29 protein-coding genes and 1 riboswitch are annotated in these 24,203 nt (G+C 36.5%); of the genes, 13 read left to right on the forward strand and 16 right to left on the reverse strand.

Features of this window, described 5'->3' with window-relative positions; genetic code table 11:
* Positions 1–23: 23 nt before the first annotated feature.
* Positions 24–584, reverse strand: a complete 561-nt coding sequence (locus MHI47_RS13585) for a DUF5366 family protein (protein WP_093537796.1) — start codon at positions 582–584, stop codon at positions 24–26.
* Between the two features lie 218 nt (positions 585–802).
* On the opposite strand from MHI47_RS13585, the gene MHI47_RS13590 reads away from it, so the two are divergent.
* From MHI47_RS13590 to MHI47_RS13625, 8 genes are all read left to right on the forward strand, one after another.
* Positions 803–3,235: a Na+/H+ antiporter subunit A gene (locus MHI47_RS13590; protein ID WP_340831143.1), complete on the forward strand. Its 2,433-nt coding sequence runs from the start codon at positions 803–805 to the stop codon at positions 3,233–3,235.
* Positions 3,222–3,644 carry a Na(+)/H(+) antiporter subunit B gene (locus tag MHI47_RS13595; protein ID WP_093537794.1) on the forward strand — a complete coding sequence of 141 codons (423 nt, stop codon included), beginning with the start codon at positions 3,222–3,224 and terminating at the stop codon, positions 3,642–3,644. The genes MHI47_RS13590 and MHI47_RS13595 overlap by 14 nt, the downstream gene beginning before the upstream one ends.
* Complete coding sequence (locus MHI47_RS13600) at positions 3,644–3,985, forward strand: Na(+)/H(+) antiporter subunit C (RefSeq protein ID WP_340831145.1); 342 nt, start codon at positions 3,644–3,646, stop codon at positions 3,983–3,985. Before MHI47_RS13595 ends, MHI47_RS13600 begins: the two co-directional genes overlap by 1 nt.
* Positions 3,978–5,465, forward strand: coding sequence for a Na+/H+ antiporter subunit D (locus MHI47_RS13605; protein WP_340831147.1), 1,488 nt, complete (start codon positions 3,978–3,980; stop codon positions 5,463–5,465). Before MHI47_RS13600 ends, MHI47_RS13605 begins: the two co-directional genes overlap by 8 nt.
* A gap of 1 nt (position 5,466) precedes the next feature.
* Positions 5,467–5,946 carry a Na+/H+ antiporter subunit E gene (locus MHI47_RS13610; protein WP_340763041.1) on the forward strand — a complete coding sequence of 160 codons (480 nt, stop codon included), beginning with the start codon at positions 5,467–5,469 and terminating at the stop codon, positions 5,944–5,946.
* Positions 5,943–6,224: a Na(+)/H(+) antiporter subunit F1 gene (locus MHI47_RS13615; protein ID WP_093537790.1), complete on the forward strand. Its 282-nt coding sequence runs from the start codon at positions 5,943–5,945 to the stop codon at positions 6,222–6,224. Before MHI47_RS13610 ends, MHI47_RS13615 begins: the two co-directional genes overlap by 4 nt.
* Positions 6,208–6,570 (forward strand): monovalent cation/H(+) antiporter subunit G, encoded by a 363-nt coding sequence (mnhG, locus tag MHI47_RS13620; protein ID WP_093537789.1) that lies wholly within the window; start codon positions 6,208–6,210, stop codon positions 6,568–6,570. Before MHI47_RS13615 ends, mnhG begins: the two co-directional genes overlap by 17 nt.
* Before the next feature lie 240 nt (positions 6,571–6,810).
* Positions 6,811–8,280, forward strand: coding sequence for a polysaccharide deacetylase family protein (locus MHI47_RS13625; protein ID WP_340831148.1), 1,470 nt, complete (start codon positions 6,811–6,813; stop codon positions 8,278–8,280).
* Positions 8,281–8,529: 249 nt separating this feature from the next.
* On the opposite strand, the gene MHI47_RS13630 is transcribed toward MHI47_RS13625, so the two are convergent.
* Positions 8,530–8,769: a hypothetical protein gene (locus tag MHI47_RS13630; protein ID WP_340763045.1), complete on the reverse strand. Its 240-nt coding sequence runs from the start codon at positions 8,767–8,769 to the stop codon at positions 8,530–8,532.
* A 66-nt stretch (positions 8,770–8,835) separates the two neighbouring features.
* Positions 8,836–10,338, reverse strand: a complete 1,503-nt coding sequence (locus MHI47_RS13635; protein ID WP_093537786.1) for a leucyl aminopeptidase — start codon at positions 10,336–10,338, stop codon at positions 8,836–8,838.
* A gap of 123 nt (positions 10,339–10,461) precedes the next feature.
* On the opposite strand from MHI47_RS13635, the gene MHI47_RS13640 reads away from it, so the two are divergent.
* Positions 10,462–10,938: a divergent PAP2 family protein gene (locus tag MHI47_RS13640; protein ID WP_093537785.1), complete on the forward strand. Its 477-nt coding sequence runs from the start codon at positions 10,462–10,464 to the stop codon at positions 10,936–10,938.
* A gap of 52 nt (positions 10,939–10,990) precedes the next feature.
* Here the strand turns inward: MHI47_RS13640 and MHI47_RS13645 are convergent, their stop codons facing one another.
* The 4 genes from MHI47_RS13645 to MHI47_RS13660 form a co-directional block, all read right to left on the reverse strand.
* On the reverse strand, positions 10,991–11,314 hold the full coding sequence (locus tag MHI47_RS13645; RefSeq protein ID WP_340831150.1) for a YuiB family protein: 324 nt from the start codon (positions 11,312–11,314) through the stop codon (positions 10,991–10,993).
* A gap of 95 nt (positions 11,315–11,409) precedes the next feature.
* Positions 11,410–11,577, reverse strand: a complete 168-nt coding sequence (locus tag MHI47_RS13650; protein WP_322788090.1) for a YuiA family protein — start codon at positions 11,575–11,577, stop codon at positions 11,410–11,412.
* 185 nt (positions 11,578–11,762) lie between these two features.
* Complete coding sequence (locus tag MHI47_RS13655) at positions 11,763–12,974, reverse strand: NAD(P)/FAD-dependent oxidoreductase (protein ID WP_340831152.1); 1,212 nt, start codon at positions 12,972–12,974, stop codon at positions 11,763–11,765.
* Between the two features lie 274 nt (positions 12,975–13,248).
* The gene (locus MHI47_RS13660; protein ID WP_093537782.1) at positions 13,249–13,611 is read right to left on the reverse strand and encodes a HesB/IscA family protein; all 363 of its coding nucleotides are present in this window, start codon (positions 13,609–13,611) and stop codon (positions 13,249–13,251) included.
* A 145-nt stretch (positions 13,612–13,756) separates the two neighbouring features.
* Here MHI47_RS13660 and MHI47_RS13665 point away from each other — a divergent pair, with 145 nt between their 5' ends.
* On the forward strand, positions 13,757–14,452 hold the full coding sequence (locus tag MHI47_RS13665; protein WP_340831154.1) for a DUF2225 domain-containing protein: 696 nt from the start codon (positions 13,757–13,759) through the stop codon (positions 14,450–14,452).
* 122 nt (positions 14,453–14,574) lie between these two features.
* Here the strand turns inward: MHI47_RS13665 and MHI47_RS13670 are convergent, their stop codons facing one another.
* Positions 14,575–14,808, reverse strand: coding sequence for a NifU family protein (locus tag MHI47_RS13670; protein WP_090567122.1), 234 nt, complete (start codon positions 14,806–14,808; stop codon positions 14,575–14,577).
* Between the two features lie 82 nt (positions 14,809–14,890).
* Here MHI47_RS13670 and MHI47_RS13675 point away from each other — a divergent pair, with 82 nt between their 5' ends.
* A complete protein-coding gene (locus MHI47_RS13675; RefSeq protein ID WP_340763051.1) occupies positions 14,891–15,214 on the forward strand; it encodes a YuzD family protein in 324 nt (107 codons plus the stop codon).
* Between the two features lie 51 nt (positions 15,215–15,265).
* On the opposite strand, the gene MHI47_RS13680 is transcribed toward MHI47_RS13675, so the two are convergent.
* The gene (locus MHI47_RS13680; protein WP_093537779.1) at positions 15,266–16,333 is read right to left on the reverse strand and encodes an NAD(P)/FAD-dependent oxidoreductase; all 1,068 of its coding nucleotides are present in this window, start codon (positions 16,331–16,333) and stop codon (positions 15,266–15,268) included.
* Positions 16,334–16,460: 127 nt separating this feature from the next.
* Between MHI47_RS13680 and MHI47_RS13685 the strand changes: the two genes are divergently transcribed.
* A complete protein-coding gene (locus MHI47_RS13685; protein WP_093537778.1) occupies positions 16,461–16,697 on the forward strand; it encodes a YuzB family protein in 237 nt (78 codons plus the stop codon).
* Positions 16,698–16,723: 26 nt separating this feature from the next.
* Here the strand turns inward: MHI47_RS13685 and MHI47_RS13690 are convergent, their stop codons facing one another.
* Together MHI47_RS13690 and MHI47_RS13695 are read right to left on the reverse strand one after the other, a co-directional pair.
* A complete protein-coding gene (locus MHI47_RS13690; protein WP_340831156.1) occupies positions 16,724–17,488 on the reverse strand; it encodes a TIGR01457 family HAD-type hydrolase in 765 nt (254 codons plus the stop codon).
* Positions 17,475–17,936: a DUF86 domain-containing protein gene (locus MHI47_RS13695; protein ID WP_093537776.1), complete on the reverse strand. Its 462-nt coding sequence runs from the start codon at positions 17,934–17,936 to the stop codon at positions 17,475–17,477. Before MHI47_RS13695 ends, MHI47_RS13690 begins: the two co-directional genes overlap by 14 nt.
* Positions 17,937–18,021: 85 nt before the next feature.
* On the opposite strand from MHI47_RS13695, the gene MHI47_RS13700 reads away from it, so the two are divergent.
* Positions 18,022–18,288, forward strand: coding sequence for a DUF3055 domain-containing protein (locus MHI47_RS13700; protein WP_093537775.1), 267 nt, complete (start codon positions 18,022–18,024; stop codon positions 18,286–18,288).
* A 170-nt stretch (positions 18,289–18,458) separates the two neighbouring features.
* Here the strand turns inward: MHI47_RS13700 and MHI47_RS13705 are convergent, their stop codons facing one another.
* The 5 genes from MHI47_RS13705 to MHI47_RS13725 all read right to left on the reverse strand — a co-directional run bounded on the left by MHI47_RS13705 (position 18,459) and on the right by MHI47_RS13725 (position 24,193).
* A complete protein-coding gene (locus MHI47_RS13705) occupies positions 18,459–18,800 on the reverse strand; it encodes a YutD family protein (protein ID WP_340769794.1) in 342 nt (113 codons plus the stop codon).
* 14 nt (positions 18,801–18,814) lie between these two features.
* A complete protein-coding gene (gene lipA / locus MHI47_RS13710) occupies positions 18,815–19,750 on the reverse strand; it encodes a lipoyl synthase (protein ID WP_093537773.1) in 936 nt (311 codons plus the stop codon).
* Positions 19,751–19,858: 108 nt separating this feature from the next.
* Positions 19,859–21,418: a Na+/H+ antiporter NhaC family protein gene (locus MHI47_RS13715; protein ID WP_445678312.1), complete on the reverse strand. Its 1,560-nt coding sequence runs from the start codon at positions 21,416–21,418 to the stop codon at positions 19,859–19,861.
* 357 nt (positions 21,419–21,775) lie between these two features.
* Positions 21,776–21,958: riboswitch (Lysine riboswitch) on the reverse strand.
* A 48-nt stretch (positions 21,959–22,006) separates the two neighbouring features.
* Positions 22,007–22,777 (reverse strand): sporulation protein YunB, encoded by a 771-nt coding sequence (yunB, locus tag MHI47_RS13720; RefSeq protein ID WP_093537771.1) that lies wholly within the window; start codon positions 22,775–22,777, stop codon positions 22,007–22,009.
* Positions 22,778–22,819: 42 nt separating this feature from the next.
* On the reverse strand, positions 22,820–24,193 hold the full coding sequence (locus tag MHI47_RS13725; RefSeq protein ID WP_093537770.1) for a bifunctional metallophosphatase/5'-nucleotidase: 1,374 nt from the start codon (positions 24,191–24,193) through the stop codon (positions 22,820–22,822).
* Positions 24,194–24,203: the final 10 nt, after the last annotated feature.

A 24,203-nucleotide genomic window follows, 5' to 3' on the forward strand; every position in this document is an offset into this window, starting at 1 on the left:
TTCTATAGTATATCTAGTAAATCCTAAAGAAACGGTAGGCTGGCAATTATCCCATTGTATAGTTTGATAATTATATATATGACCAGAGCCATAAATAGACTCCAGATAATAATTTCAAACATAACTAAACCAAGTGTACCGATAAGACTCATTGAACCACTCAATTTATATACTACATACACAAAATATATAAAAGTAGTTAACAAGAATATAATTAGTAGTAACTGAATCGATTGAAATCCTACTAGAGAAATTATTGCCCCTATAAAAAAGATTACAAAGCCACCACGGGCCTGCGCCATTGTTTTTCCTTCATAGTCCTTCGAGAAAAATAACATTCCTATTTCATGAATGGTTTCAGCAATAAGTTTTAATGCCGAAAAAACCATAAAATAGATTAATGCCAAAATAATCAGTAGAAATAGTTTTAGTTCTATATCAGAAAGAAATTCTCTCATCCCACTGTACACTCCGATTACCTTAAAAAGGTCTATAACTTTATTCATCGAGAATGTTGCAAAGGATAAACTGAATAATACTATTGTAATTAATGGTAAAAAGCCAAACACATAAGGGTTTTTCATAAGTACTCCTTTAATTGATAAATGCTATTTTTGCGTAGATTATTAAAACAAGTGAATACTTTATGACATTTCCAAAACGTAGTTCTACTTATTTAACTAATCCTAATTATCATATCGAATGAAATAGACTATACGCAATAGTCCATGCAAATAATAATTATTTGCGTTATAATTTGAGGTGCATATAAATACATACTTATCTGAAAGGAGGATTCCCCTTGTCCCTTATTTTTGCTATTTTCTTACCCATAATAGTGGCCTTCGTGATTCCTTTTCTGTTCAAGAAAGTTTCTAATATTCATACCGGCTGGTTTGTACTACTTGTTCCACTTGGATTGGTTGCCTTTTATGGTACCTATATCCCTGACATCATGGCCGGTAATACTTACATGGAGGATTTTGCATGGATTCCATCCTTGGATATTTCCTTAGTTTCATATCTGGACGGGTTAAGTTTACTATTTTCTTTACTAATTACTGGAATCGGAATGTTAGTCGTTCTCTATTCTATTTTTTACTTGGATAAAGAAAAAGAGAAACTAGGAAACTTCTACGTTTATCTATTGCTATTCATGAGTGCAATGTTAGGCGTTGTCCAATCGGATCATCTCATTAGTTTATATTTCTTCTGGGAGTTAACTTCCATTTCGTCTTTCTTACTTATTGGATATTGGTATACAAAGGATCGCTCTCGCTTTGGCGCTCTAAAATCGATGATGATTACTGTATTCGGTGGGTTGATGATGCTTGGAGGCTTCGTAATACTAGGTATAATGGGAGACACGTTCTCTATTCGTGAACTAATCGACCAAGCTTCTTCACTCGTCAATCATGATTTATTTGTTTGGGCACTTGTCCTAGTACTAATTGGAGCTTTTACAAAGTCAGCTCAGTTTCCTTTTTACATATGGTTACCGGATGCGATGGAAGCCCCAACTCCGGTAAGTGCTTACTTACATTCAGCTACAATGGTTAAAGCAGGCTTATATTTAGTTGCCAGATTCACTCCAATATTCGCTTTATCTGAAGTTTGGGTTTGGCTTGTGACTGGAGTAGGATTGTTAACATTATTCTGGGGTTCTATCTTTGCTGTGAAACAAACAGATTTAAAGGCTATACTTGCTTTCTCTACAGTGAGCCAACTCGGGCTGATCATGTCCTTACTTGGAATTGGGTCAATCTCCTATCATGTTACAGGAGACTTAGTAACCACCTTTACATTCGCTTCTTTTGCAGCAATATTCCACTTAATGAATCATGCTACATTTAAAGGTAGCTTGTTCATGATTGCAGGTATTGTTGATCATGAGACAGGTACACGAGATATTCGTAAACTTGGCGGCCTAATGAGCTTGATGCCTATTAGTTTTACAATCGCTATGATCGGTAGTTTCTCCATGGCTGGTATTCCATTATTTAATGGTTTCTTAAGTAAAGAAATGTTTTTAGATGCTACGCTTTCCTTGCAGCAATTTAATGTACACTCTTTAGATTCCTGGTGGATTTTGTTTCCAGTAATTGCTTGGGTTGCTAGTGTTTTCACCTTTGTGTACAGTCTGTATTTCGTATTCCATACATTCCGTGGAAAATATAAACCTGAACTATTGCCAAAAAAAGCACATGAAGCTCCTCTAGGAATGCTAGTGTCTCCTGCAATTTTAGCAATACTTGTAATAGTAATATTCTTTGTTCCCAACTTTTTTGGTAATACGTTTATAAAACCTGCAGTAGCTGCCATTCAGCCGCTTGCATATCAAGTACCAGCAGATGTTGGATTTAAGATTAAAGCATGGCATGGTTTTGAATCTACAGCATTGTATATGACATTAGGCATCTTTTTAATAGGGTTCCTCTTATATAAAACAATTGCTAAATGGGTTCCACTATACGAAAATATGCCTGCTAAGATTTCACTGAATAGATTTTATGATGGGCTGATGAATCTCTCAGACAAAGGTGCAAACCGATTATCTTCTAGTTATATGACTGGATCTATTCGTTCCTATTTAATCTATATGTTTGCAGCATTGATAATTCTGTTAGCTTTTACAATGTGGATAAAAGATGCATTTGTTATGGACCTCACTAATCTAGCTCCAATTCAATTTTTTGAGGTATTGATTTCAGTTGTGTTAATCATCAGTACAATCACTATTTTAGTTACCAAATCTAGACTAACAGCTATCATTGCTCTTGGTGCTGTTGGATATACTGTAGCGTTATTTTATATCATCTTTAAAGCTCCAGATTTAGCATTAACACAGTTAGTCATTGAAACTGTATCGGTTGCACTTTTCTTAGGTGCCTTCTATCATCTTCCGAAATTGAACAAGTATGAGAAAGGGAAAGAAGATCGTCGTTTCCGATTGAATAACTTTCTAATTGCTTTAGGTGTTGGTGTCATGGTGACGTTGATTGCTATAGCTTCACACTCTCAAAAGCTCGTTTCCTCCATCTCTGAGTATTATAAGGAAACTGTTTACTCAGAAGCAGGTGGAGGTAATATCGTAAACGTTATTTTAGTCGATTATCGTGGCTTTGATACATTATTTGAAATTAGTGTACTTACTATTGCTTCACTTGGAATAATAGGTATGATTACTGTTCGCCTAGCAAAAAAGAAAGGAGATAGAAAAGTTGAAAACAAATGATTTAATAATCCAGACTACTACGAAATTAGTATTTTTCATCATCTTTCTATTTTCCATTCATATCTTTTTTGCAGGTCACTATACACCTGGTGGAGGTTTTGTAGGCGGATTAGTCATGTCTAGTGGAATTGTTTTGCTGATGTTAGCCTTTGATTTGAAAACTGTACAAGACATGCTACCTATTAATTACACCTTAATTACTGCTATAGGATTATTAATAGCCCTATTTACTGCAGCAGGATCCATTTTCTTTAATGTTCCTTTCTTCACTCATGTCTATGATTACTTTAACTTACCATTACTTGGTGAAACCTCTATTCATACAGCTATGTTTTTTGATACAGGCGTATACTTAGTAGTGGTAGGCGTTACGATGAACATCATTCAAATGATAGGAGGAGATGAATAATGGAGATCCTCATGTCCATTTTAATCGGCTTTCTATTTATGGCTGCCGTCTATTTAATACTTTCTAGAAGCTTGTTACGTATAACAATTGGCACAGGTTTACTAAGTCACGGAACTCATTTACTGTTGCTGACTATGGGTGGATTAGGTGGGAAATCTGCTCCAGTATTAGCAGATGGCATCACTGATTATGCCGATCCTTTGCCACAGGCGCTTATCTTAACCGCGATTGTGATTAGCTTTGGAGTGACTGCGTTTTCTCTCGTTTTAGCTTATCGTGCATATAAAGTTGTTGGTACCGACAATATGGATTTGATGAAAGGAAATGAAGACAATGATTAACTTATTATTATTTCCTATCCTAATTCCTTTCCTGTTTGCTGCTGTTCTATTACTATTCCCGAAAAAAGTGAAAGCGCAACGAATTGTAACGATGATTGGTTTGTTATTTGCTTTAGCTTCTTCCTTTGTCCTACTTTACAAAGTAAAAGTAGATGGTGTACAAGCACTTACTTTAGGCAGTTGGGCACCACCATTCGGAATTACAATGGTCTCGGATATGTTCTCTGCAATGTTGGTTACATCTTCACTACTTATTGCTTTCTTTGTAGTGTGGTATAGCTTTAGCTCTATAGGAGAGGAACGAGAAAAGGCATTCTACTACCCCGCCATACTATTCATGCTCACAGGTGTAAACGGTGCCTTTACAACAGGCGATATTTTCAATCTGTTTGTATTCTTTGAAGTGTTGTTAATGTCCTCGTATGTTCTAATTGTTTTAGGAGGAGAAAAGGTTCAATTAAAAGAATCTATCAAATACATAATCGTAAATATTGTATCTTCCTCGTTGTTTGTTATTACTGTAGGTTATTTGTATTCCGTAGTCGGCACACTGAATATGGCAGACATCTCTGTCAAACTTGCAGAAATAGGTCCGTCAGGAATTGTGACAGTGATAGCTGTATTGTTCCTCATCGTATTTGGGATTAAAGGTGGTATATTCCCATTATTTTTCTGGCTACCAGGATCATATGCAGCACCACCTATCCCAGTGATTGCACTGTTCGGTGCATTGCTCACAAAAGTAGGAGTATACGCAATTATGCGAACTTATACTCTGTTTTTCACCACCGATGTTGGGTATACACATACTTTGTTAATGATACTGTCCATCCTTACTATTGTTGTAGGTTGCATTGGGGCATTAGCCTATTTCGATGTCAAACAGATTATTATATACAATATCGTGATAGCAGTAGGTGTTATATTGTTTGGAGCCTCCGTGATGAATGAAAGTGGAATGATGGGATCTGTGTTTTATTTGATCCATGATATTCTCATAAAAGGCGCTCTGTTCTTATTAATAGGAATTATTATTAAGATAACTGGAACGTCAGATTTACGGAAAATGGGAGGACTTATGAAACGTTACCCGATGTTAGGCTGGGTTTACTTAGTTGTTGCATTCGGACTGGCTGGTATCCCCCCTCTCAGTGGTTTTATAGGGAAACTTTTAATCGTACAAGGTGGTTTTGAAGGAGATCTATTATGGCAAAGTATTTTCATACTAGCTTCCAGTCTTATAGTTCTACTTTCAGTTATTCGTATTTTCATTTACGCATTCTGGGGGGAAGAAAAAGGAGAACATCTTATTAGTGATAAAAAGTACCGTCATTTATTAGCTCCTGCTATAACATTGGCTACTATTACTGTTCTGTATGGTGTTGGTGCAGAATACTTGGTACCATTTATGGGAGATGCCACAAATGTGCTCCTTGATCCTTCTCTATATATTGACGCTGTATTTGAAGGGGTGAAATAATATGGCTTTTCAAATTTTATTGAATGTATTAATAGCACTTACTTGGATGTTCCTATCCGTGTCATTTAAGCCTACGACATTTATAGTCGGTTATATATTAGGATTGCTAATGCTGTTCATGCTTCGTAAATCCTTTAGCTCTCGATTTTATATGGATCGTCTGTGGGCTGTTGTGAAGTTAAGCAGCCTTTTCCTAAAGGAACTTGTCATGTCCAATTTCTCTGTTTTAAAGTTAATCATCCAACCAACTATGCCTATTCGTCCGGCGATCTTTGCAATGCCGACAGTACTCGAACAGGATTGGGAGATTACCCTTTTGTCTAGTTTGATCACATTAACACCAGGCACCGTAGTTATCGACATTTCAGACGACAATAAAACACTATACATCCACTCGCTAGACTTTGAAGATATTGATGAAGCTATAGATTCAATTCGAAATACGTTTGAAAAAGCCATTTTGGAGGTGAGCAGATCATGATAACCTTTCTCTGGGTAATAGTAGTGTTAATCAGTTTGTCTATCCTAGCCTTTGTTTATCGTCTAGTAAAAGGTCCGTCTACACCTGACCGTGTTATTGCGTTAGATGCAATAGGAGTAGGACTTATAACGCTGATCGGGCTTATATCCATACTCTTTGATACTGTCTTTTTCTTAGAAGTTATATTATTACTAGCTGTTCTATCCTTTATAGGAACAGTGGCATTTTCTAAATTCACGGAGAAGGGAGAAATCATTCAACGTGACCGTAATAGCTAATATACTTATCATTGCTACAATTTCCTTTGGAACCATTTTCATCTTAGTAACTGCAATTGGTTTAATACGTCTACCCGATGCATTCTCCAGAGCTCATGCCGCGTCAAAAAGCGCCACTTTAGGGGTTATGAGTATTCTGCTAGGGGTCTTCCTTCATTTTTGGCTAATCGAAGGTCATTTCAATTCTAGAATATTATTAGGGATTGCCTTTCTCTTCATCACCGGACCAGTAGGAGGTCATATGATGGGTCGTGCAGCTTATCTATCAGGTGTAAAACTTTCCGATCAAACAGTCAGAGATGATCTAGCTGATGTGATTAAAAAGAAAAGAGAAAAGCTTCAATAAGAGCTGTTTAATATTAAATCTAACGAGCATGTTTTGAAAAAAATCAAAACATGCTTTTTTTTATGAATTAATAGTTTGAAATCGCGCTCTCTCGTGCTTTATTCGTAATATTTATCATAAAGAATATAAATTTCCTAGAAATTATTATTTTAGCAAACTTTTTTACCTGATCACCCGTCTAAATAGTAGTATATTAATTTATAATGTGAAGTTGAAAAATAATAAAGGAGAATACCACCTATGAACAAATTCCCTAACAAAAAACGGCGCCTTTGGATTGAGGTTGCTTGTATTGGTTTAATTGCACTTCTGAGCATGTGCTTTATCCTACTCAGTTCCTCAACAAAGGGCAATGCAAACCAAACTAGCAGCAATGGAAAAAATACAAAAATAACAAAAGAAGATTCTACTAAAGAATCAGCTTTTCCTGGAATACTTATTAAAACGGAGGTGTCAAATGACGAGTATTCGCCTTATTCAATACAATACCCACATAGCAAAGTAGAAGCATTCAATGTACATATCAAAAAATACATAGATGAACAACTTGACACTTATTTAAGCACCATGCAAGAAAATAAACGGATCGGTAGTAAGATCCCTGGTGAATTGAACATCGCATTTGAAATATTTCCACATACCTCAGGCTCTTTTTCATTTGTTATGATTACCGGAATGTATACTGGAGGAGCAAATGGATATACAGAATTTAATACGGTTAATTTTCACCCCGAATCAGAAAAAATTATAGGGATAAATGATCTATTTGGAGATGATGAATCTAATCTGGTAAAGCTTTCATCACTTGTACGAGATAATATTAAGAAAGACCCCAGCCTGAAAGATCAGGTGCAAGAAGAGGAAATGTTGCTAGCTACAGAACCTAGGTGGGGTAACTTTGAACAGTTTGCAATAATAGACGATACACTTGTTATCTATTTTGATGAGTATGAGATTGCTAGTGGGGTGGCAGGTGCACCGATTATCGCTGTCCCCCTTTCCGAGTTAAACGGACAACTGCTTGCACCTTATAAGCTTGATAATTCAGTGGATAGATTGCCGAAACCTCCTGTAGAAGATAGTTCTGTGGATGTTCAAGTGGAAGAAAACAGTAAAGATGAGACTTCAACTCAAGTTGACCTACAAATTGATGATACTAAAACGAAGCGAGTTGCTTTAACTTTTGATGATGGACCAGATCCAAAAGTTACACCTAGTATTCTTACAACTTTAGAAAAGTATGATGCAAAAGCGACATTCTTTATGCTTGGGAGCAGAGTAGAATTTTACCCGGAGATTGCAAGCGATGTGTTGAAAGCCGGACATGAGCTTGGCAATCACACATGGACTCATGCAAAATTGACTAATATGACCACTGATGCAATCTTGGAAGAGGTTTCCAAAACAAATAACATCATCGAACAATCCACTGGACAGGAACCTACTGTTTTTCGTCCTCCCTACGGTGCTTTTAATGATGATCTGGTGAACATTTTGAACTTACCAGTTGTATTATGGGACGTAGATACACTTGATTGGAAACACCGTGATGCCTCTCAGTTATTAGTATCTGTGAAGAGCAGTGTTCATGATGGAAGCACCATTTTAATGCATGATATACATTTATCCACTGCTCAAGGACTAGAAGATGTACTTGTATATTTGATCAGCGAAGGATATACATTTGTAACTGTATCGGAACTTGAATGATTGATAGAATGAATTACTGGAAAATTAGTATTTGCTTTTTAAATAGGACTTGGTCATGAATAAATTCAAACGAACCTTTCCTCTCCTTTTTCGGTCCCCATTCGACATATCCCCCCTTCATTGGGAGAAATAATCGATTCTAGATCTCTTATTTTTACTAAAGCTCAATCTACACTATAAATAAAATAAAGCTTCTGTACCCAAGGATTAACCGAGGATACAGAAGCTTTTTTACCAGTATTAATTTTATTAGTAATAACCACCATAAAAAGGATATGGTGAATATGGATAGTAATTAGGATAAGGATAATATGGATATGGTTGCCTATATCCACCAACACCTCCGTATAATGCAGAACCTACAAAACTTCCGAGTAAGCCCCCTACAAACGGGCCCCCAAAGCCTCCGAAGCCTCCTATGCCTCCAAATCCTGGACCTCTGTAACCACCAAAGCCGGGTCCTCTATAACCTCCGCGCAATCTTACCATGTTACTCCTCCTTTCCCCTCAGTGTATGCCACTAGGGAAAGCGAGGCTGTGTGTTTGCCCTACGCCCTACTCTTCTTCTGCCATTCTTTCTACTAATGTTGCTAGTGTACGTACCATTACCCCCGTACCACCTTTTGGTCCAAAGTCATGAGCTGATTTTGTATCAGATGTACCCGCAATATCCAAATGAATCCACGGAGTTTCCTCCACAAATTCCCCAACAAATCCACCACCGAATATCATATGGCCATCTCCACCAGGTGAATTATTTAGATCTGCTACATCACTTTTACGAATACGTTTTTTATCGTTTTCAGTTAGAGGCAGTCTCCAAACGAATTCTCCTGTTTCTAATGAAGATTCCATGAATGTCTCGAAGAACTCTTCATTGTTCGTTAATGCACCGGTTTTATCGTATCCTAATGCTGTTATAACGCCACCAGTTAATGTCGCAACATCTACAATATAGTTCGCACCTTGTTGCTTAGCATATGTAACAGCATCTGCTAGAACTAAACGACCTTCTGCATCTGTATTTAAAATTTCAATCGTTTTACCACTCATGGATGTAATAACATCATCTGGTTTGAAGGCATTGCCTGAAATCATATTGTCTGTAGAAGCAATAATAGCAATAACATTTTTGTTTGGACGAAGCTCACCAATGATTTGCATTGCACCTAAAACAGCCGCAGCTCCTCCCATATCTCCTTTCATCCCAACGATGCCAGTTTTCGTTTTAATAGAGTATCCACCTGTATCAAAAGTGATACCTTTCCCTACTAATCCTACAACATCTGTCCAGTCGTCTGTCGCTTGATATTTTAATGCGATAAGTCTCGGTTCTTCAACTGATCCTTGGTTTACAGCAAGAAGTGCGCCCATTCCAAGCTCCTCAATTTCTTTCTTGCCCAGTATTTCAGTTTCGAATCCGTATGTTTCGCCCAATTCTCTTGCATATTCACCCAACTGAGTAGAAGTCAGAACATTACCAGGCGTGTTCACAAGAATTCTTGCTTCATTTACCGCATCTGCATAAATAGTTCCCACTTCAAAATACGAGACGATCTCTTCATCCTCTTCGTCCATCAAAAGTTCAATAGATGGCAGATAGTAGTCCGGAACATTAGAAGATGTTTTATACCCTTCATATGTAAATGAACCCATGCCAATACCTTCAGCTGCTAAATAAGCTACATCTGCTACAGTTATAGCATCCGTTGTAAATGAAGGAAGCCAGATTCCTAGTGATTCAGGTTTACTAACTAGTAATTCTTTCCCAACAAGGCCAAATGCTTCGCGAAGTCGTTCTTGTGTTAATTGTTTACGATCACCTATACCTACAAACAGTACTCTTTTTACAGATTCATGGTTAGAAACAGGAATTTTAACGATTTTCTTTAAATCGGTGGAGATATCCCCACTTTTTACCCAATCTCCAATATGCTCGCCAAAGCTCTTTAAGAAAGTATCCCATTTCGGTGTGTTTTCTACATGCTTTGAAACTGCCACTACAAGAGTTTCAGATTGTACTTCTTCAAACAATACTTCATTTGTATGGATGATCATTATTTTTCCCCCTACTATTTTCGGATATAATCTTATTATATAGGAACCTTACTTATTTTTCGACTAGTAGGAGTGTGTTATACTATCAATAATATAAGTTCAAAATGAAAGGCGGTGTCTACTTTGGCAATCCTCCAAAACACTCCACTACTAGCTGCACTTTTTTCTATTTTCTTTGCACAATTTGTCAAAATTCCAATTCACTTTTTAATGACGAGAAAATTAGATTGGTCGCTATTCACTTCTACTGGTGGGATGCCTAGTTCTCACTCAGCTGCTGTTACATCTTTATGTACGGCAATAGCTTTTGAAACAGGACTCGATTCAACATTATTTGCAGTTGCTACGGTATTTGCAGTAATTGTTATGTTCGATGCAACGGGTGTCCGTTTTCAAGCAGGTCAACAAGCAATTATGATCAATCAAATGCGTCTTGACTTTCAACTATTCGTTGAACAAACCAAAGAATGGTCACATAAAAAAAATGATGAAAAGTTAGAAGAGCTTAAAACGTTACTTGGACATAAACCAATTGAAGTTTTTATGGGTGCTATAACTGGAATACTAATTTCCGTAATCATTTATAACTTTCTACTATAGGAAAAACCAAACAAAGAAAAGGATGGCTCCATTATGGAGCCATCCTTTTCTATTAAAACATCTGATATCCATTTTTTCTTAAAAATTTTATGACAAAGCCTGCTGCAATAGTACCAACGAGTCCGCCAGCTAATATTATAATATCAGCCGCATGAAGAGAAATAATTTTTTCCCCTAGAGCGGAGAAAGCTGAACCTGGTTTTGTAAAGTAATCAAAAAATCTAACTTCATCGATGATTAATACCACAACAATCGGATAAAGAATGGCCATGAACCATGTCATACGAAGTAACATATTCAATAAGAAAGCGATCCCAAAAAACATGACAAAAAATATAACAACTGAAAGTATCATTTGAACTAACATAAACTCCATATTATATAACCTCCGTAACATCTGTAAATAGTTTACCTTAACGGAGGTTAGTATTCAATGAACATATTTGTTTTCACTTTTTTGTCATACTTTCTTCACTTTCTTCCAGATCCATTACAGCAATTACAAGTCTCAGATCCACCTAAGCGAAGTTGGAAATATCCCTCCCCTTTGCAATATGGGCAATGCGTATTCTTTGTCTCTTTTTTTATCAATGTAATCGACTCCTCTCTATATTTCTTAATATTCAGATAATATATCACATACAAAATAATTTGTAAAGGGGTAATATAATTAGGAACAAAATGCAGTTTTCTACTTAGTAAATGGTTAAAACTAGCTCTAATACTAGTAGAAACTTAATAAAATACTTTTTATTTCAATTTACTGATGATCAAAAAAGAAGCTCCCACTAAATTTTAGTGGGAGCTTCTATAGTTAACGGATATTATAAGCTGAATTTACCTTTTTTCACTACTAGTGGAAGTCCACCGATCATGTAAAGGGCACGATTATCGATTACTTTTTTCATAATTGATGCTTTTGTACCTGTCAGTTTTCTTCCCATTACATCCCCAATTGCGTCATGCTCTCCAAGAGAACATACAGCTCCTTTTAGGTTGGGTACAAATTCTTCTGTTGGGTTACCATTAATAAGAGCTACAATATTTTTAGCAACAGTTACTGCTTGTTGCATCGCAATTTGAGCAGTTGGTGGATATGGGCGATTAATAGCTTCATTAATTAGTAAAGCACAGTCACCAACGATGAATACGTCTGGGAACCCAGGAGCTCTCATATCTTTTTCAACTTTAACGCGCGCACGCATATTTTCAATACCTGATGTTTCGATTAAGCGACTTCCACGAACTCCCGCAGCCCATACAACTGTACCAGCTTTGATAAATTCGAATTCTTCTTCGCCTTTTTTAATTTTTACGCCTTCTGGAGTTGCTTCAACTACTGGAGTTCCAATAGAGAATTCAATTCCTTTAGACTCTAATTGTCTTACTGCATATTCAACTAGCTCTGGATCAAATCCTGGTAAAACCATTGGAGCAGCTTCTACGCAAACTACACGTACTTTTTCTTGTGGTACATCATATTCTTTACAAAGTTTTGGAATACGATTTCCTAATTCACCTAAAAATTCAATACCTGAGAACCCTGCTCCACCTACTACGATAGTTAAGCGAGTATCATCATGTACTTCCTCAGTAGACCAAGTAGCAAATTGATATTCAATATGATCACGAATTTGACGAGCAGCATTTACGTTAGCAATTGAAAGTGCATATTTATCTAAGCCAGGAATACCAAATGTTTCTCCTTCAAAGCCTAAACCAATAACTAAGTAGTCATATGTATACTCACCAGCACTCGTTGTAACTTTCTTAGTATTAACGTCAATAGCATCAACTGTAGCTTTTACAAAGTTAACTTTACTAGATTGGATTACGCTTTTCACATCATAGCGAACTTGATCGGGACTTAATGTACCAGCAGAAGCTTCATGTAACCAAGTGGATTCATAATGATAATCATTTTTATTGATCAATGTAATATCTGCTTCATTTGCACCTACTAATTTTTGAAGGTTTACTACTGTAGATAGTCCACCGTATCCTGCACCTAATACTAGAATTGTTGGTCTTTTCACGAAGATCGCAACCACCTTTTTATATTTTTTAAGAAAAGTTATTACACAAAAATAACTTCTAAACGCTTCATCTTTGTCTATTTTCCGACAAAAACTCTTACTTCCTATATTAGACCTTTTCTCACATGATTTCAATACATTGTTATTTAATTGTAAAGGTCTGAAAATACTGAGATTGAGGCTCCTATCTTTCCAAAAAGCGCCTTAGGCTAAAGCTGAAAAATCTACTACAAAAAAAGAACATTTCCTTCTACAGAAAATGTTCTTTCCTCTATTAGCAGCTTTCCGGAGTTCCTTCTTTCTTAGCTGTTCTAAATGACGTTCCACAACCACAAGAAGCAATGGCATTAGGGTTTTCTATCGTAAAACCGCCCCCCATTAATGATTCTTTATAGTCAATGGTTGTTCCAGTTAGGATAGAAGCATCTTCTGTCGACACTACTATATCTATTCCATGCTGATGAAGTTCTATATCTTCTTGCTGTTTTTCTTTTTCAAATCCCATTCCGTAAGTAAGACCGCTGCATCCACCACCATTAACTGAAACACGAAGAGCAGAGCCTTCTTCTCCATTATGTGTCATCATTTCTTTTACACGGTAAGCTGCCGCTTCAGATAAAATAACTATTTGTGACATCTGAATCACCTTCCTTTTCTTATTTATATCATATCAATGTTATTACTATGTAGACAAGGAAAACCACTTGAATATTTACTTAGCTTTCATCACACACATTAGGTATAATGGAACTATATAACGTCACGTGAAAAGAGGACTAAAGATGGAACTTACACCCTATTATCAAAAAGACATTGAATGTTTACATTGTAAACAAAAATTCAAAACAACAAAGGTCCGCTCCAAATTTATCAAAGTTGAATCACACCATACAGATTTTCAACCAATATATGAAAATAAAGAAATAAATCCTTTGCTATATAACATATTCGTATGTGAACATTGTGGATTTTCATTTACAGATGACTTCACAAAGTATTTTGCACCAGGAGTGAAAGAAATAATCCAAGAACAAATTTCCAGTAAATGGGTACCTCGAACATACGGTAATGAAAGGTCGATTGAAGAGGGAATTATGACCTATAAACTCGGAATTCTATCCGGCACTCTTAAGAAAGAAAAATTTGTAAATATGGCCGGTTTAGCGTTACGTACTGCATGGTTATACCGTTTACAAGACAAACAAGAAGAGGAAATCCGGTTCTTAGAAATGGCACGTAATCGGTATGCCGAGTCCTATTCAAACGATGACTACAATGGCACACAAATGTCTGAGTCCCGTATGCTCTACTTAATAGCGGAACTATCTAGAAAAATCGGTGATATTGAATATGCTACGCGATACTTTTCTAAAGTAATTGAAAAACAAAATAGTTCTCTAGAACCGACTATTGTTGAAATGGCAAAAGATCGTTGGCAGGAAATTCGTGCGCAAAAAGAAAAAGAAGCCATAGGTTAGGCTCCTTTTTCTACTTTAAGATAAAATCTATTTTGCAGGAACTCTTTCTACAAGAGATTCTCTGCAAAGACTCCAGTACCATACCTGTCGAGGCAGACATAGGTGCTTGCTTATAATTATTATTAGAATACTTGTTCTACTTCTACTACTCCCGGAACTTCTTCTAGAAGTGCACGTTCAATACCAGCTTTAAGTGTAATCGTTGAACTTGGGCAGCTGCCACAAGCTCCTAGAAGACGTAGTTTTACAATACCATCTTCAATGTCTACAAGCTCGCAGTCTCCTCCATCTCGAAGTAAAAATGGACGCAATTTATCTAAAACCTCTTGAACTTGTTCATTCATTGTATCAGTCATTTCTATCGACTCCTTTCGCTATAATCATTATAATGTGAAGGAAGGAAAAAATCCAATAAAGAATTCCAAGGAGGTCATTATTATGACGTTTCAATCTATACATATAGAAATTTATGGGGCTGATGTTGTTTGCGCAAGTTGTGTAAACGCACCATCTTCTAAGGATACATACGAATGGTTACAAGCTGCAATCGACCGCAAATTTCCAAATCACAAAGTTATTTTCAACTATATCGATATTGAAAAGCCAATTGAGAATGAAAAACAACAGAGTATCGCCGACCGAATTGCGGAAGATGAATTCTTTTATCCACTTGTCATGATTAATGATGAGATGATTGGAGAAGGGTATATCCAATTAAAACCAATCTATGCTGCCCTTGAAAAATATGGCTACACAGATTGATCAAAAAAAAGCTTCCAAGTGCTCTCTAAGGAGCCTTCGAAGCTTTTTCTATTACCCATTATGACGTTTATACATCCACAGCAGACCAGACTTCATCAAACGTGCAATACGTCCAGTGACTGAGATATCCGCTAAATAGGCAAATCCTTGTTTTTTCCCAAGAGAGCCCATGAATCCTTTAAGCTTAATTTCTGGCATCTTTTCAGGAAGTGGTGCATCTTTCCAACGCGCTTGAAGCACTTTAACAATTTGCTCAGCTTGCTCTTCTGCTAACTGGGCACTTGGTGCTAATGGCAGTGATGCTGCGTCACCAACAACATATACATTTGGATAGCTTGGTAAGTCATGATACTGTGTTAATATAACACGACCGGTTTTATCTTTTTCACCAGGTAATGCTCTTACCGGTGCTGCGGGTTGTATACCTGCAGTCCATACAACTACATCTACAGGAATTACTTCTTCGTGATTGTATAATTTGTTTGGCTCTACTTTTGTAATATTTGAATTACTAACTACATCTACATTGTTATTATCAAACCACTTTTGTACATAATTACTTAATCGTTCTGGAAAATCTCTCAAAACACGTGGACTGCGGTCAAATAATTTAATCGATAAATCTGGGCGACTTTCACGAAGTTCACTCGCAAGTTCTATTCCACTAAGTCCCGCTCCAACAATACCTACAACAGAACCAGATGGTAGACCACCAATTTTATTGTACGTATCTCTTGAACTACCAATCGTTTGAATGCTATAAGTAAATTCATCAGCACCAGGTACATTATGGTATTTATCCTCACAACCTAGTCCAATTACTAATTCATCATAAGAAACTGCTTGTCCATCAGCTAATAACACTTGCTTGCTATCTACATCTATTTCTAAAATTTCTCCGTATGTTACCTTTAATTTTTCGTTTTCTGGGAAAGCTACTCTAATGCCACTATCTGGAGATGTTCCAGCAGCTAGTGCATAAAATTCTGTTTTTAAACTATGAAACGGTGTTCTGTCTATTAAAGTAATTTCTACATCATCAGGAATATTATTTGGCAATAAGCGAAGTAATATTCGCATATTTCCATATCCCCCACCTAACAATACTAATTTTCGCATAATATTCTCCCTTAAATTTAATGTCATCTCAAATTATAATAGATTGTGATACATTTCACAATAGAACTTCTTAATTGACGTTTTCTTTAAAAAAGAGTAGCATGACCATGTAGTGAGGTGAACAGCTGTGAATCCTATGGTTGAATTTTGTATAAGCAACCTTGCAAACGGGTCCCAAGAAGCATTTGAAATATTAGAACAAGACTCCAATTTAGACGTTTTAGAGTATGGTTGCCTGAGTTATTGCTCCCTCTGTTCTGAAACTTTATTTGCTATTGTGAATGGTGAAGTTGTAGAAGCAAATACCCCAAGCGAACTTGTCGCAAACATATATCAATTTATAGAGGACAACCCTCTATTTTAAAAGACTGTACTTTGAGCACAGTCTTTTTATTTTGTCCATTCGCTTAAAGATTCTAGAAAATAGGTAGGTTGCTCTGCCTGAAGCTTAACTTCTGCAGTAGAATTTACCCCACTGTTCACATGTACTGTGTCAATCCCCATATGAATTCCGGTCAAGATGTCTGTTTGATAATTATCGCCAATCATGACCATCTCTTCTTTACTAAATCCATATTTTTTTTGTATAAACTCTAACATAAAAGGTTGAGGTTTCCCCATATAGATTGGTTCTACTCCAGTAGAATGTTCCACTAACTTTGTAAAGGCTCCATTTCCAGGTAAAAATCCAATCTCAGAAGGAAAAGCATGATCACTATTAGTAGAAAGAAATGTAGCGCCCGCTCTTACGGAAAGACAGGCAGTTGCCAGCTTCTCATAATTAATGTGACGATCAATTCCAAGTACGACAACATCTGCCATACCAGTTGTAATCGAAATATCTCGTGATTTAAGTGCATCTTCCAAGCCAAGTTCACCAATCATAAATACTTCTTTACCTGGCATAAAAACATTAATATAATTTGCAGCTGCAATAGACGATGAAATAATATGTTCCGTATCTACTTGAATATCCATTATGGCCAGCTTTTCCTGTAGTTGTTGTTGAGTCATAGAAGAATTATTCGTCACAAAAAATGGTTGGTTACCATTGCTTTGTAAATAATGAATGAATTTCACAGCTTCAGGAATTGGTGTTTTACCTCTATAGACAGTGCCATCTAAATCGATAAAGTATGCTTTATAATTTAACATTAGAATCCTCAGGTAAAAAGGCAGAAACTGGCCCTAATTCATTTACTAAATAAGTTTCTACAGCTTTCGGGAATGCCTTTAAGAATGGTAAATTATTCGTCAGAACTTCCTCTAATTTTTTGTGGTCCACCGCATAAAATTGGCGAACAAGCACTTTTCTAAACTCAATTACTTCTTTTAATGGTCCATCCATCTCAGCAGAAATAACTTTCTCATCCGTTAAAATATCGATAATATCATCGTATCCACCAGGATCACGCATGATAAACCCATCGATCATTGAATTGCCTACGTCGATAATAGATTCAATAATATTATGACCAATTCGCTCAAACGCTAAGTTAGATAATTCATCTACTTGCCAATCTTGTTTTGTTTCAATAAGGTTCAACAATTGGTTCATATGAGCCAATGTTAAAGCAATTTTTTTTCTATCTACAAAATACATGGAAAGGCCTCCTAATTGTTGTTCAGTTGATATATACTCCTATTCTATAGTACCATAATTCTAAGGTAGGAAGGAGTGTCACATAGTGGAGCGATTTTATTTGTACGATGATGTAGAGGATACTAAAACGAGATTTGTTGGCTTTACAGGAGAATCCCAAAGATATGATTTAGCTATTTCTCAAAGCTCTCGCTTTTTTGGAAAAGTACTTGTAATGGATATACAATATGGACGAGCTGCCATTATCGGAGCTGATGATGTGGAAGAACCAGGCTATCTCGAACATGTATTTAATAGATCAGAAGAAGAAGCAGTAGAATTACGAGATTATCTTCGAGAATTATTGAGTTAATATAATATAAATAGCTAGTTGTGGTTTCATATCACGACTAGCTTTTTTATTACAGTAGAGTTAGAAATAATATCAGTTTACACAAATAGTTAATCCTTAAACCAGACTAGTGTAGAGAATTTTTGAGGGATAGTCCATATCTGGTTGCAAAAGAAAAAACCTAGAGCAGATCATAGTTGATCTTGCTCTAGATTTTCATTTACTTCTATTATAGCTTCGTCAGGAACAATTTTTGGAGCAACCCCTATTTTTTTTACGACAAAGTAGGCGCATCCAAAATTACAATATTCATATAAATAGTCTTTCATCGTTCCTATTTTCGTATCAAATGTAGCTTTATGACTACGATCCTCAAAAAAACCTTTAAGACGCAGCTGACCGTAACCCCAGTCACCCATAATATAATCGTATTTAGTTAAAATTTCACTATAACGATCTAAAAATGCTTCTTCTTTAAACGCCTCGCGATAATCCTCTATAATTTCATATGTAAAGCCTTCTGCAATTATCATTCAATCACCATCCATTAACTATTTGGAGTAGCTAGAAGTTGTTCACCTTGCAGTTGTCTTTGCTTAGCCGCAGCGTTTACCTGTTCATCTGCATGGTAGCTACTTCTAACTAGTGGACCAGCTTCACAATGGGAGAATCCTTTGCTCATCGCAATTTTTCGTAATTCTCCAAATTCTGCTGGGGAGTAATATTTTAGTACCGGTAAATGTTTTTTCGAAGGTTGCAAGTATTGACCAATCGTCATGATATCTACATTGTTCGCACGAAGGTCGTCCATTACTTCCAGAATCTCTTCATGAGTTTCCCCTAAACCTAACATTAGTGATGATTTCGTTGGAATACTTGGTTGCATTTCTTTTGCACGACGCAATAATTCGAGTGAACGATCGTATTTAGCTCTCGCTCTAACTCTTGGAGTGAGTCGACGAACCGTTTCAATATTGTGATTTAGAATATCCGGTTTTGCATCCATAATATTACGGATATTTTGTTCAATACCGCCCATATCAGAAGGTAAAACTTCTATTGATGTAAAAGGATTTTTCCGTCGAATCGCACGAATGGTTTCAGCAAAAACTTCAGAACCACCATCTTTTAAATCATCTCGAGCAACTGCTGTTACGACAGCATGTTTTAAATTCATAACTACAACCGAATCTGCAACTCTTTCTGGTTCTGCCAAATCTAACTCATTAGGTAGGCCAGTTTTTACAGCACAAAAACGGCAAGCACGTGTGCAAATAGCTCCTAAAATCATAAATGTAGCTGTTCTACGTGAACCCCAGCACTCATGTATATTTGGACATTTTGCTTCCTCACATACTGTATTTAAATTATTTTCACGCATCAGCTTTTTAAGACCCTTGTATTCATCATTCGTATTTAACTTAATTTTTAGCCATTCTGGTTTTCTTTGGTACTCTGTTTTCGTTGGTTTACACGATGTCATTTCATCCCGACCCCATTCTAAATAAACTAACTACACTGTTGTCAATGTAACATATTATTTAATTGCAAACAACCATACAAATACCAAAGACAACCAATTTTAAAACAACTAATATACCCTCTTACTCTTAAAATTCCAAATCGTGAAAAATAGGATAAGGATGATCACTACTGTTATAAAGCCAAACATAACAGAACCTGTAAGACCTAATACTAAATAGCCAATTGCAGCAATGACTGCACTAATAATGGCATATGGTAACTGAGTCATTACGTGATCGATTACATTAACTCCTGCACCAGTCGCTGACATAATTGTAGTGTCTGAAATAGGCGAACAATGGTCTCCAAAAACAGCTCCCGCTAAAACGGCCGCTAAAACAGGGAGTAATAACTCTGGCTCTACTACCATGATGATACTTGCACCAATTGGTAATAGTATCCCAAATGATCCCCATGAAGATCCAGTTGCGAAAGCCATAAAAGCTGTTAAAACAAACAGTAAGACTGGAATAACCCCTGCCGGAATATTATTATCTGTAACGAGATGAGCTAAATACTCACCAGTTCCTAAAGCTGTTATTAAAAATGAAAGGGACCAAGCAAATATTAAAATGCAAATAGCAGGTAACATTGAATTTATACCAGAAATAATTCCTTTCCCCAGTAAGCCCAAATTAGCATCTTTGTTTTTCTTGAATTGACGCGTATACAATAGTACAGCTAAAATACTCGATACCATCCCACCTATAAATAGAGAGAGCGGAACATCTGTATTTTCAAAAATAACAAATATGTCCATTACTTTTCCTGAAGCCTGATAGCCTGTCCAAAACATTGCAAAAAGAGTTACTACTATTAATGATACAATTGGAAGGATTAGATCCTTTACTTTACCAAAATTATTTTCCGGGAAATTACCTTGTAAATCACCTGGATTTGATTTATTTGGATCAAAAAGGACACCAGTTTCTCTTGCAAGTGTTTCATGTTTTTTCATCTCACCTAAATCATTGTCTGTCCATGCTGTAAAAAATACCATTGCAAGCGCAGCAATGACATAGAAATTCATCGGTGCCATTAACATAAACGCTTGCAGTGGAGTATAGTCTGTTACAGCATGGGTAGCAAAGATAACACCAAGCTGACTTATTAGAAACGCACCCCAACTAGAAACGGGAGAAACTACACAAACAGGTGCAGATGTAGAATCGATAAAATAAGCTAGCTTTGCACGAGAAACACGATGAGTGTCAGTAATTGGACGAGCAATCTGTCCTACAGCAAGTGCATTAAAATAATCGTCTACGAAAATAATAATACCTAAAAAAGCTGTAAGGAGTTTAGATCCGCGATTTGTTTTAATACGTTTAACTGCCCATGCAGCAAATGCAGTACTTCCTCCTGACAGACTAACAATCGCAGTAACCACCCCAAGCAACAATATAAACAATAATATATAAATATTATACATATTCAATCCATTATCCCAAAATGACGTGATAAAGGAATCCCAAAGAATGATCAATGAATCAATCGGCGAAAAGCTTTCTACTAACAAAGCCGCTGAAACAATCCCGACTCCTAGTGATAGTAAAACTCTTTTCGTCACAAGTACCATTACAATCGCTAGTAATGGCGGTAAAATTGAAAAAATCGTATTTTCCATCATAATTTCCTCCTAATAATGAAATGCATAAGCGCCTATGTAAGCCCCGACTAGCGTTGGAAGACTGACGGTAAAGGCGTACTTTGCCTTAACCATCAGGCTGAAACGACTCGAGGGGCTAGGCGCTGAAGCTAGACAATATGAAATGCATAAGTGCCTACTTCAATGTAGGCAGTCTGAATTCGCGACATCCTATCGCAACGACTGCATGACCTACACCTTATATATCCCAAGACTCGATGGGATATGAGCTGACACTAACGAAAATGAACAAGTGCATTATGCCTTAGAATATAAAAAAGCCAACCTAATATAAATATAGGTTGGCTTTTAGATAAAATTTCAAGCAAAAATTTTATACTTTGTAGCTCTCCATTTATACATATGTATAAATGACAGTGTTATTTTTGTTCAAAATAACCCCAACTAGATTTGACTTGACGGTCAACATCTAATTTCGGCATAACTTCCTTTCGTTTACAATCACAGTTGTCATTCTCCTGTAAACTACTCTTTTGCTATGCGGCCTCTACCTATTCTTATTCATTTCCACTAGTATAGCAGTAAAAACAATATTCTTAAGGATTTTTATTTTTCAGGTAATGGCAATGGTACTTCTATTGATGGAGCAGCGTCCCCGTCTCCTCCTGTGTAAATGTAAGGAACCTGGCCTTGCACGATTCCCATTGCCACAGGTATACTCTGTTCCACCGTACTCATCTTACTTGCCAGAGGAACTATTATTTGTACATTTACCGTAATGTGGATATTAACCTCCACATAAGCATTGTTTATTCCAAACTTAGTAATAGAAGGAACTACATTCGATTGAACATTTCCGATAACGTGAAAGCGTATGGGAATTTTAGGGCCTAAGTTACCTATGATGGGGATATTCGTCGCTTGCCCTATCGGAACGAAGAATACAACTCCCCCCTGATCCTCCATCGTTTGTTTATCGTACTCGATGTCATCTAAATACGGTAGGCTAGAAAAGTTCCCCTGCTCAGCCTGCTCCAAATGAGACTGAACTAACTGATTTGTATCAGATAGTATACGATTTATAATTTCTGTATTAAATCGAGTTGTTACCATTGTAGTACTGTCTGATGGCACCTCTTCGATTATGTCATTTACATCGAGCGTATTTGAAATTCTTGAGTTAATTGCTTTATTTATTACCATGGATGCTATTTTTGTTGTTTGTACTTCTGCATATTCCAAATAGGTAGCTGTCAATTGTTTATTAATATAATAGATGAGGCCTCCCACTGACAACATAAAACAAACTAAAAAAATGGCTAATTTCCGCTGATTAGTAAAGAAAGTCAATCGTTTTTTCTTCTTTCTATAGAACAAAAACAATCCCCCTAATTACTACTTATGTAAGAAAGAGGATTTTCATGACTCATATTCACTTTTTTCAAGCTGTCCATACCATTTCACAATATCTCGAATCATTTCTGGCATAAAATACTGTTTGGGAGCAAATTTTAAAGACGGATAAAAGTAACCAAATGTAAACATATCTAAAGTTGCCAATGTATATACTTTTTCTAGTTCAATAGGAGATTCATTTACTAGAACTATACCACTTTCTAACTCTATTAGCTGTTCATATAATATGACCCCAAGGTATTTACCTCTGAACCCTAACCCTTTTACTTCAAGCGTTGGCCATTTTTCATTTTTCCCTGTTCGGATAACTTCTAGTAGTTCTGCACCGGTTAATGTAATAACACAAGGATTTATCGGATGAGGCAAACATTGATGTAGATCTCTTGCAGTAATCGGCCCCTGTTGAAGATCCTTTAAGAATATCCCCGCTGGAAACATGGCACAATCCGCTTTTGTAAAAGCTAGAAGTGCTTTTCCGAAAAAGCGGGATAGATCCGATTCCTTAAACCAATCCTTCTTCAATAAAAAAGAATTATAAAAAGCAATATTAGACATCTCCGCTATTCCTTCATTTTCCCAAGCAGTCTGTAAATCGTTTGAATATAGTGGAACTGGTAGTGCTTCCGTAGGAAATAAAACTGCCTTCTTCGATTGGATAACTTTTGCTACATGATCAAATTCCAACGTGACAAGTCCGACATTCATACCGAATTTACCGGTAGCAGCTTGCAACGTGTTCCCAATTACTTTACCTTTTTCAAACGTGTGATGTGTATGTGAACCCAATATCACATCAATTTGTGGTATTTCCAAAGATAGTATTTCATCAAGTGATTTCCCTAAATGTGACATACAAATAAGAACATCTACTTGCGGACGAAGTGTATTACATACCTCTTTCAGTCGGGTAATCGGCTCTTGAATTTGCCATCCCAATTTTTCATAGTAAATACCATAGTCAGCAGTTGCCGCAACAATGCCAATCCGTATACCAGTTGGTGTTACATGTATTTTGTGGGGTAATACCCAAGAAGGAATATTTCCTCCTAACTCCGTGAAATTGGAGACAATCACTTCAAAATTAGCATCTATGTACAACGTTTCTAATTCTTCATGACTTAGGGTAATGCCTTCGTTATTTCCTATCGTTACATAATCATACTTGGCATCATTTAGAAGATGCACATTTCCCTTTCCAAGTGTACCCTCTGTATATATATTCGAACGATCTAGATGATCTCCAATATCTAATGTTAAATAGGAAGCCTTGTCACCAAGGTTCTTCCGAGTATCTGAGAGAAATTGCTGAATAGCGGGCCAGTTTTCTAGATGACTATGCAAATCATTTGTGTGGAATATATAAATCGTCTCTCTCATTCTTTGCCCA

It is taken from the genome of Psychrobacillus sp. FSL H8-0487 (assembly GCF_038008385.1).
In the GTDB taxonomy this organism is placed as follows: Bacteria; Bacillota; Bacilli; order Bacillales_A; family Planococcaceae; genus Psychrobacillus; species Psychrobacillus psychrotolerans.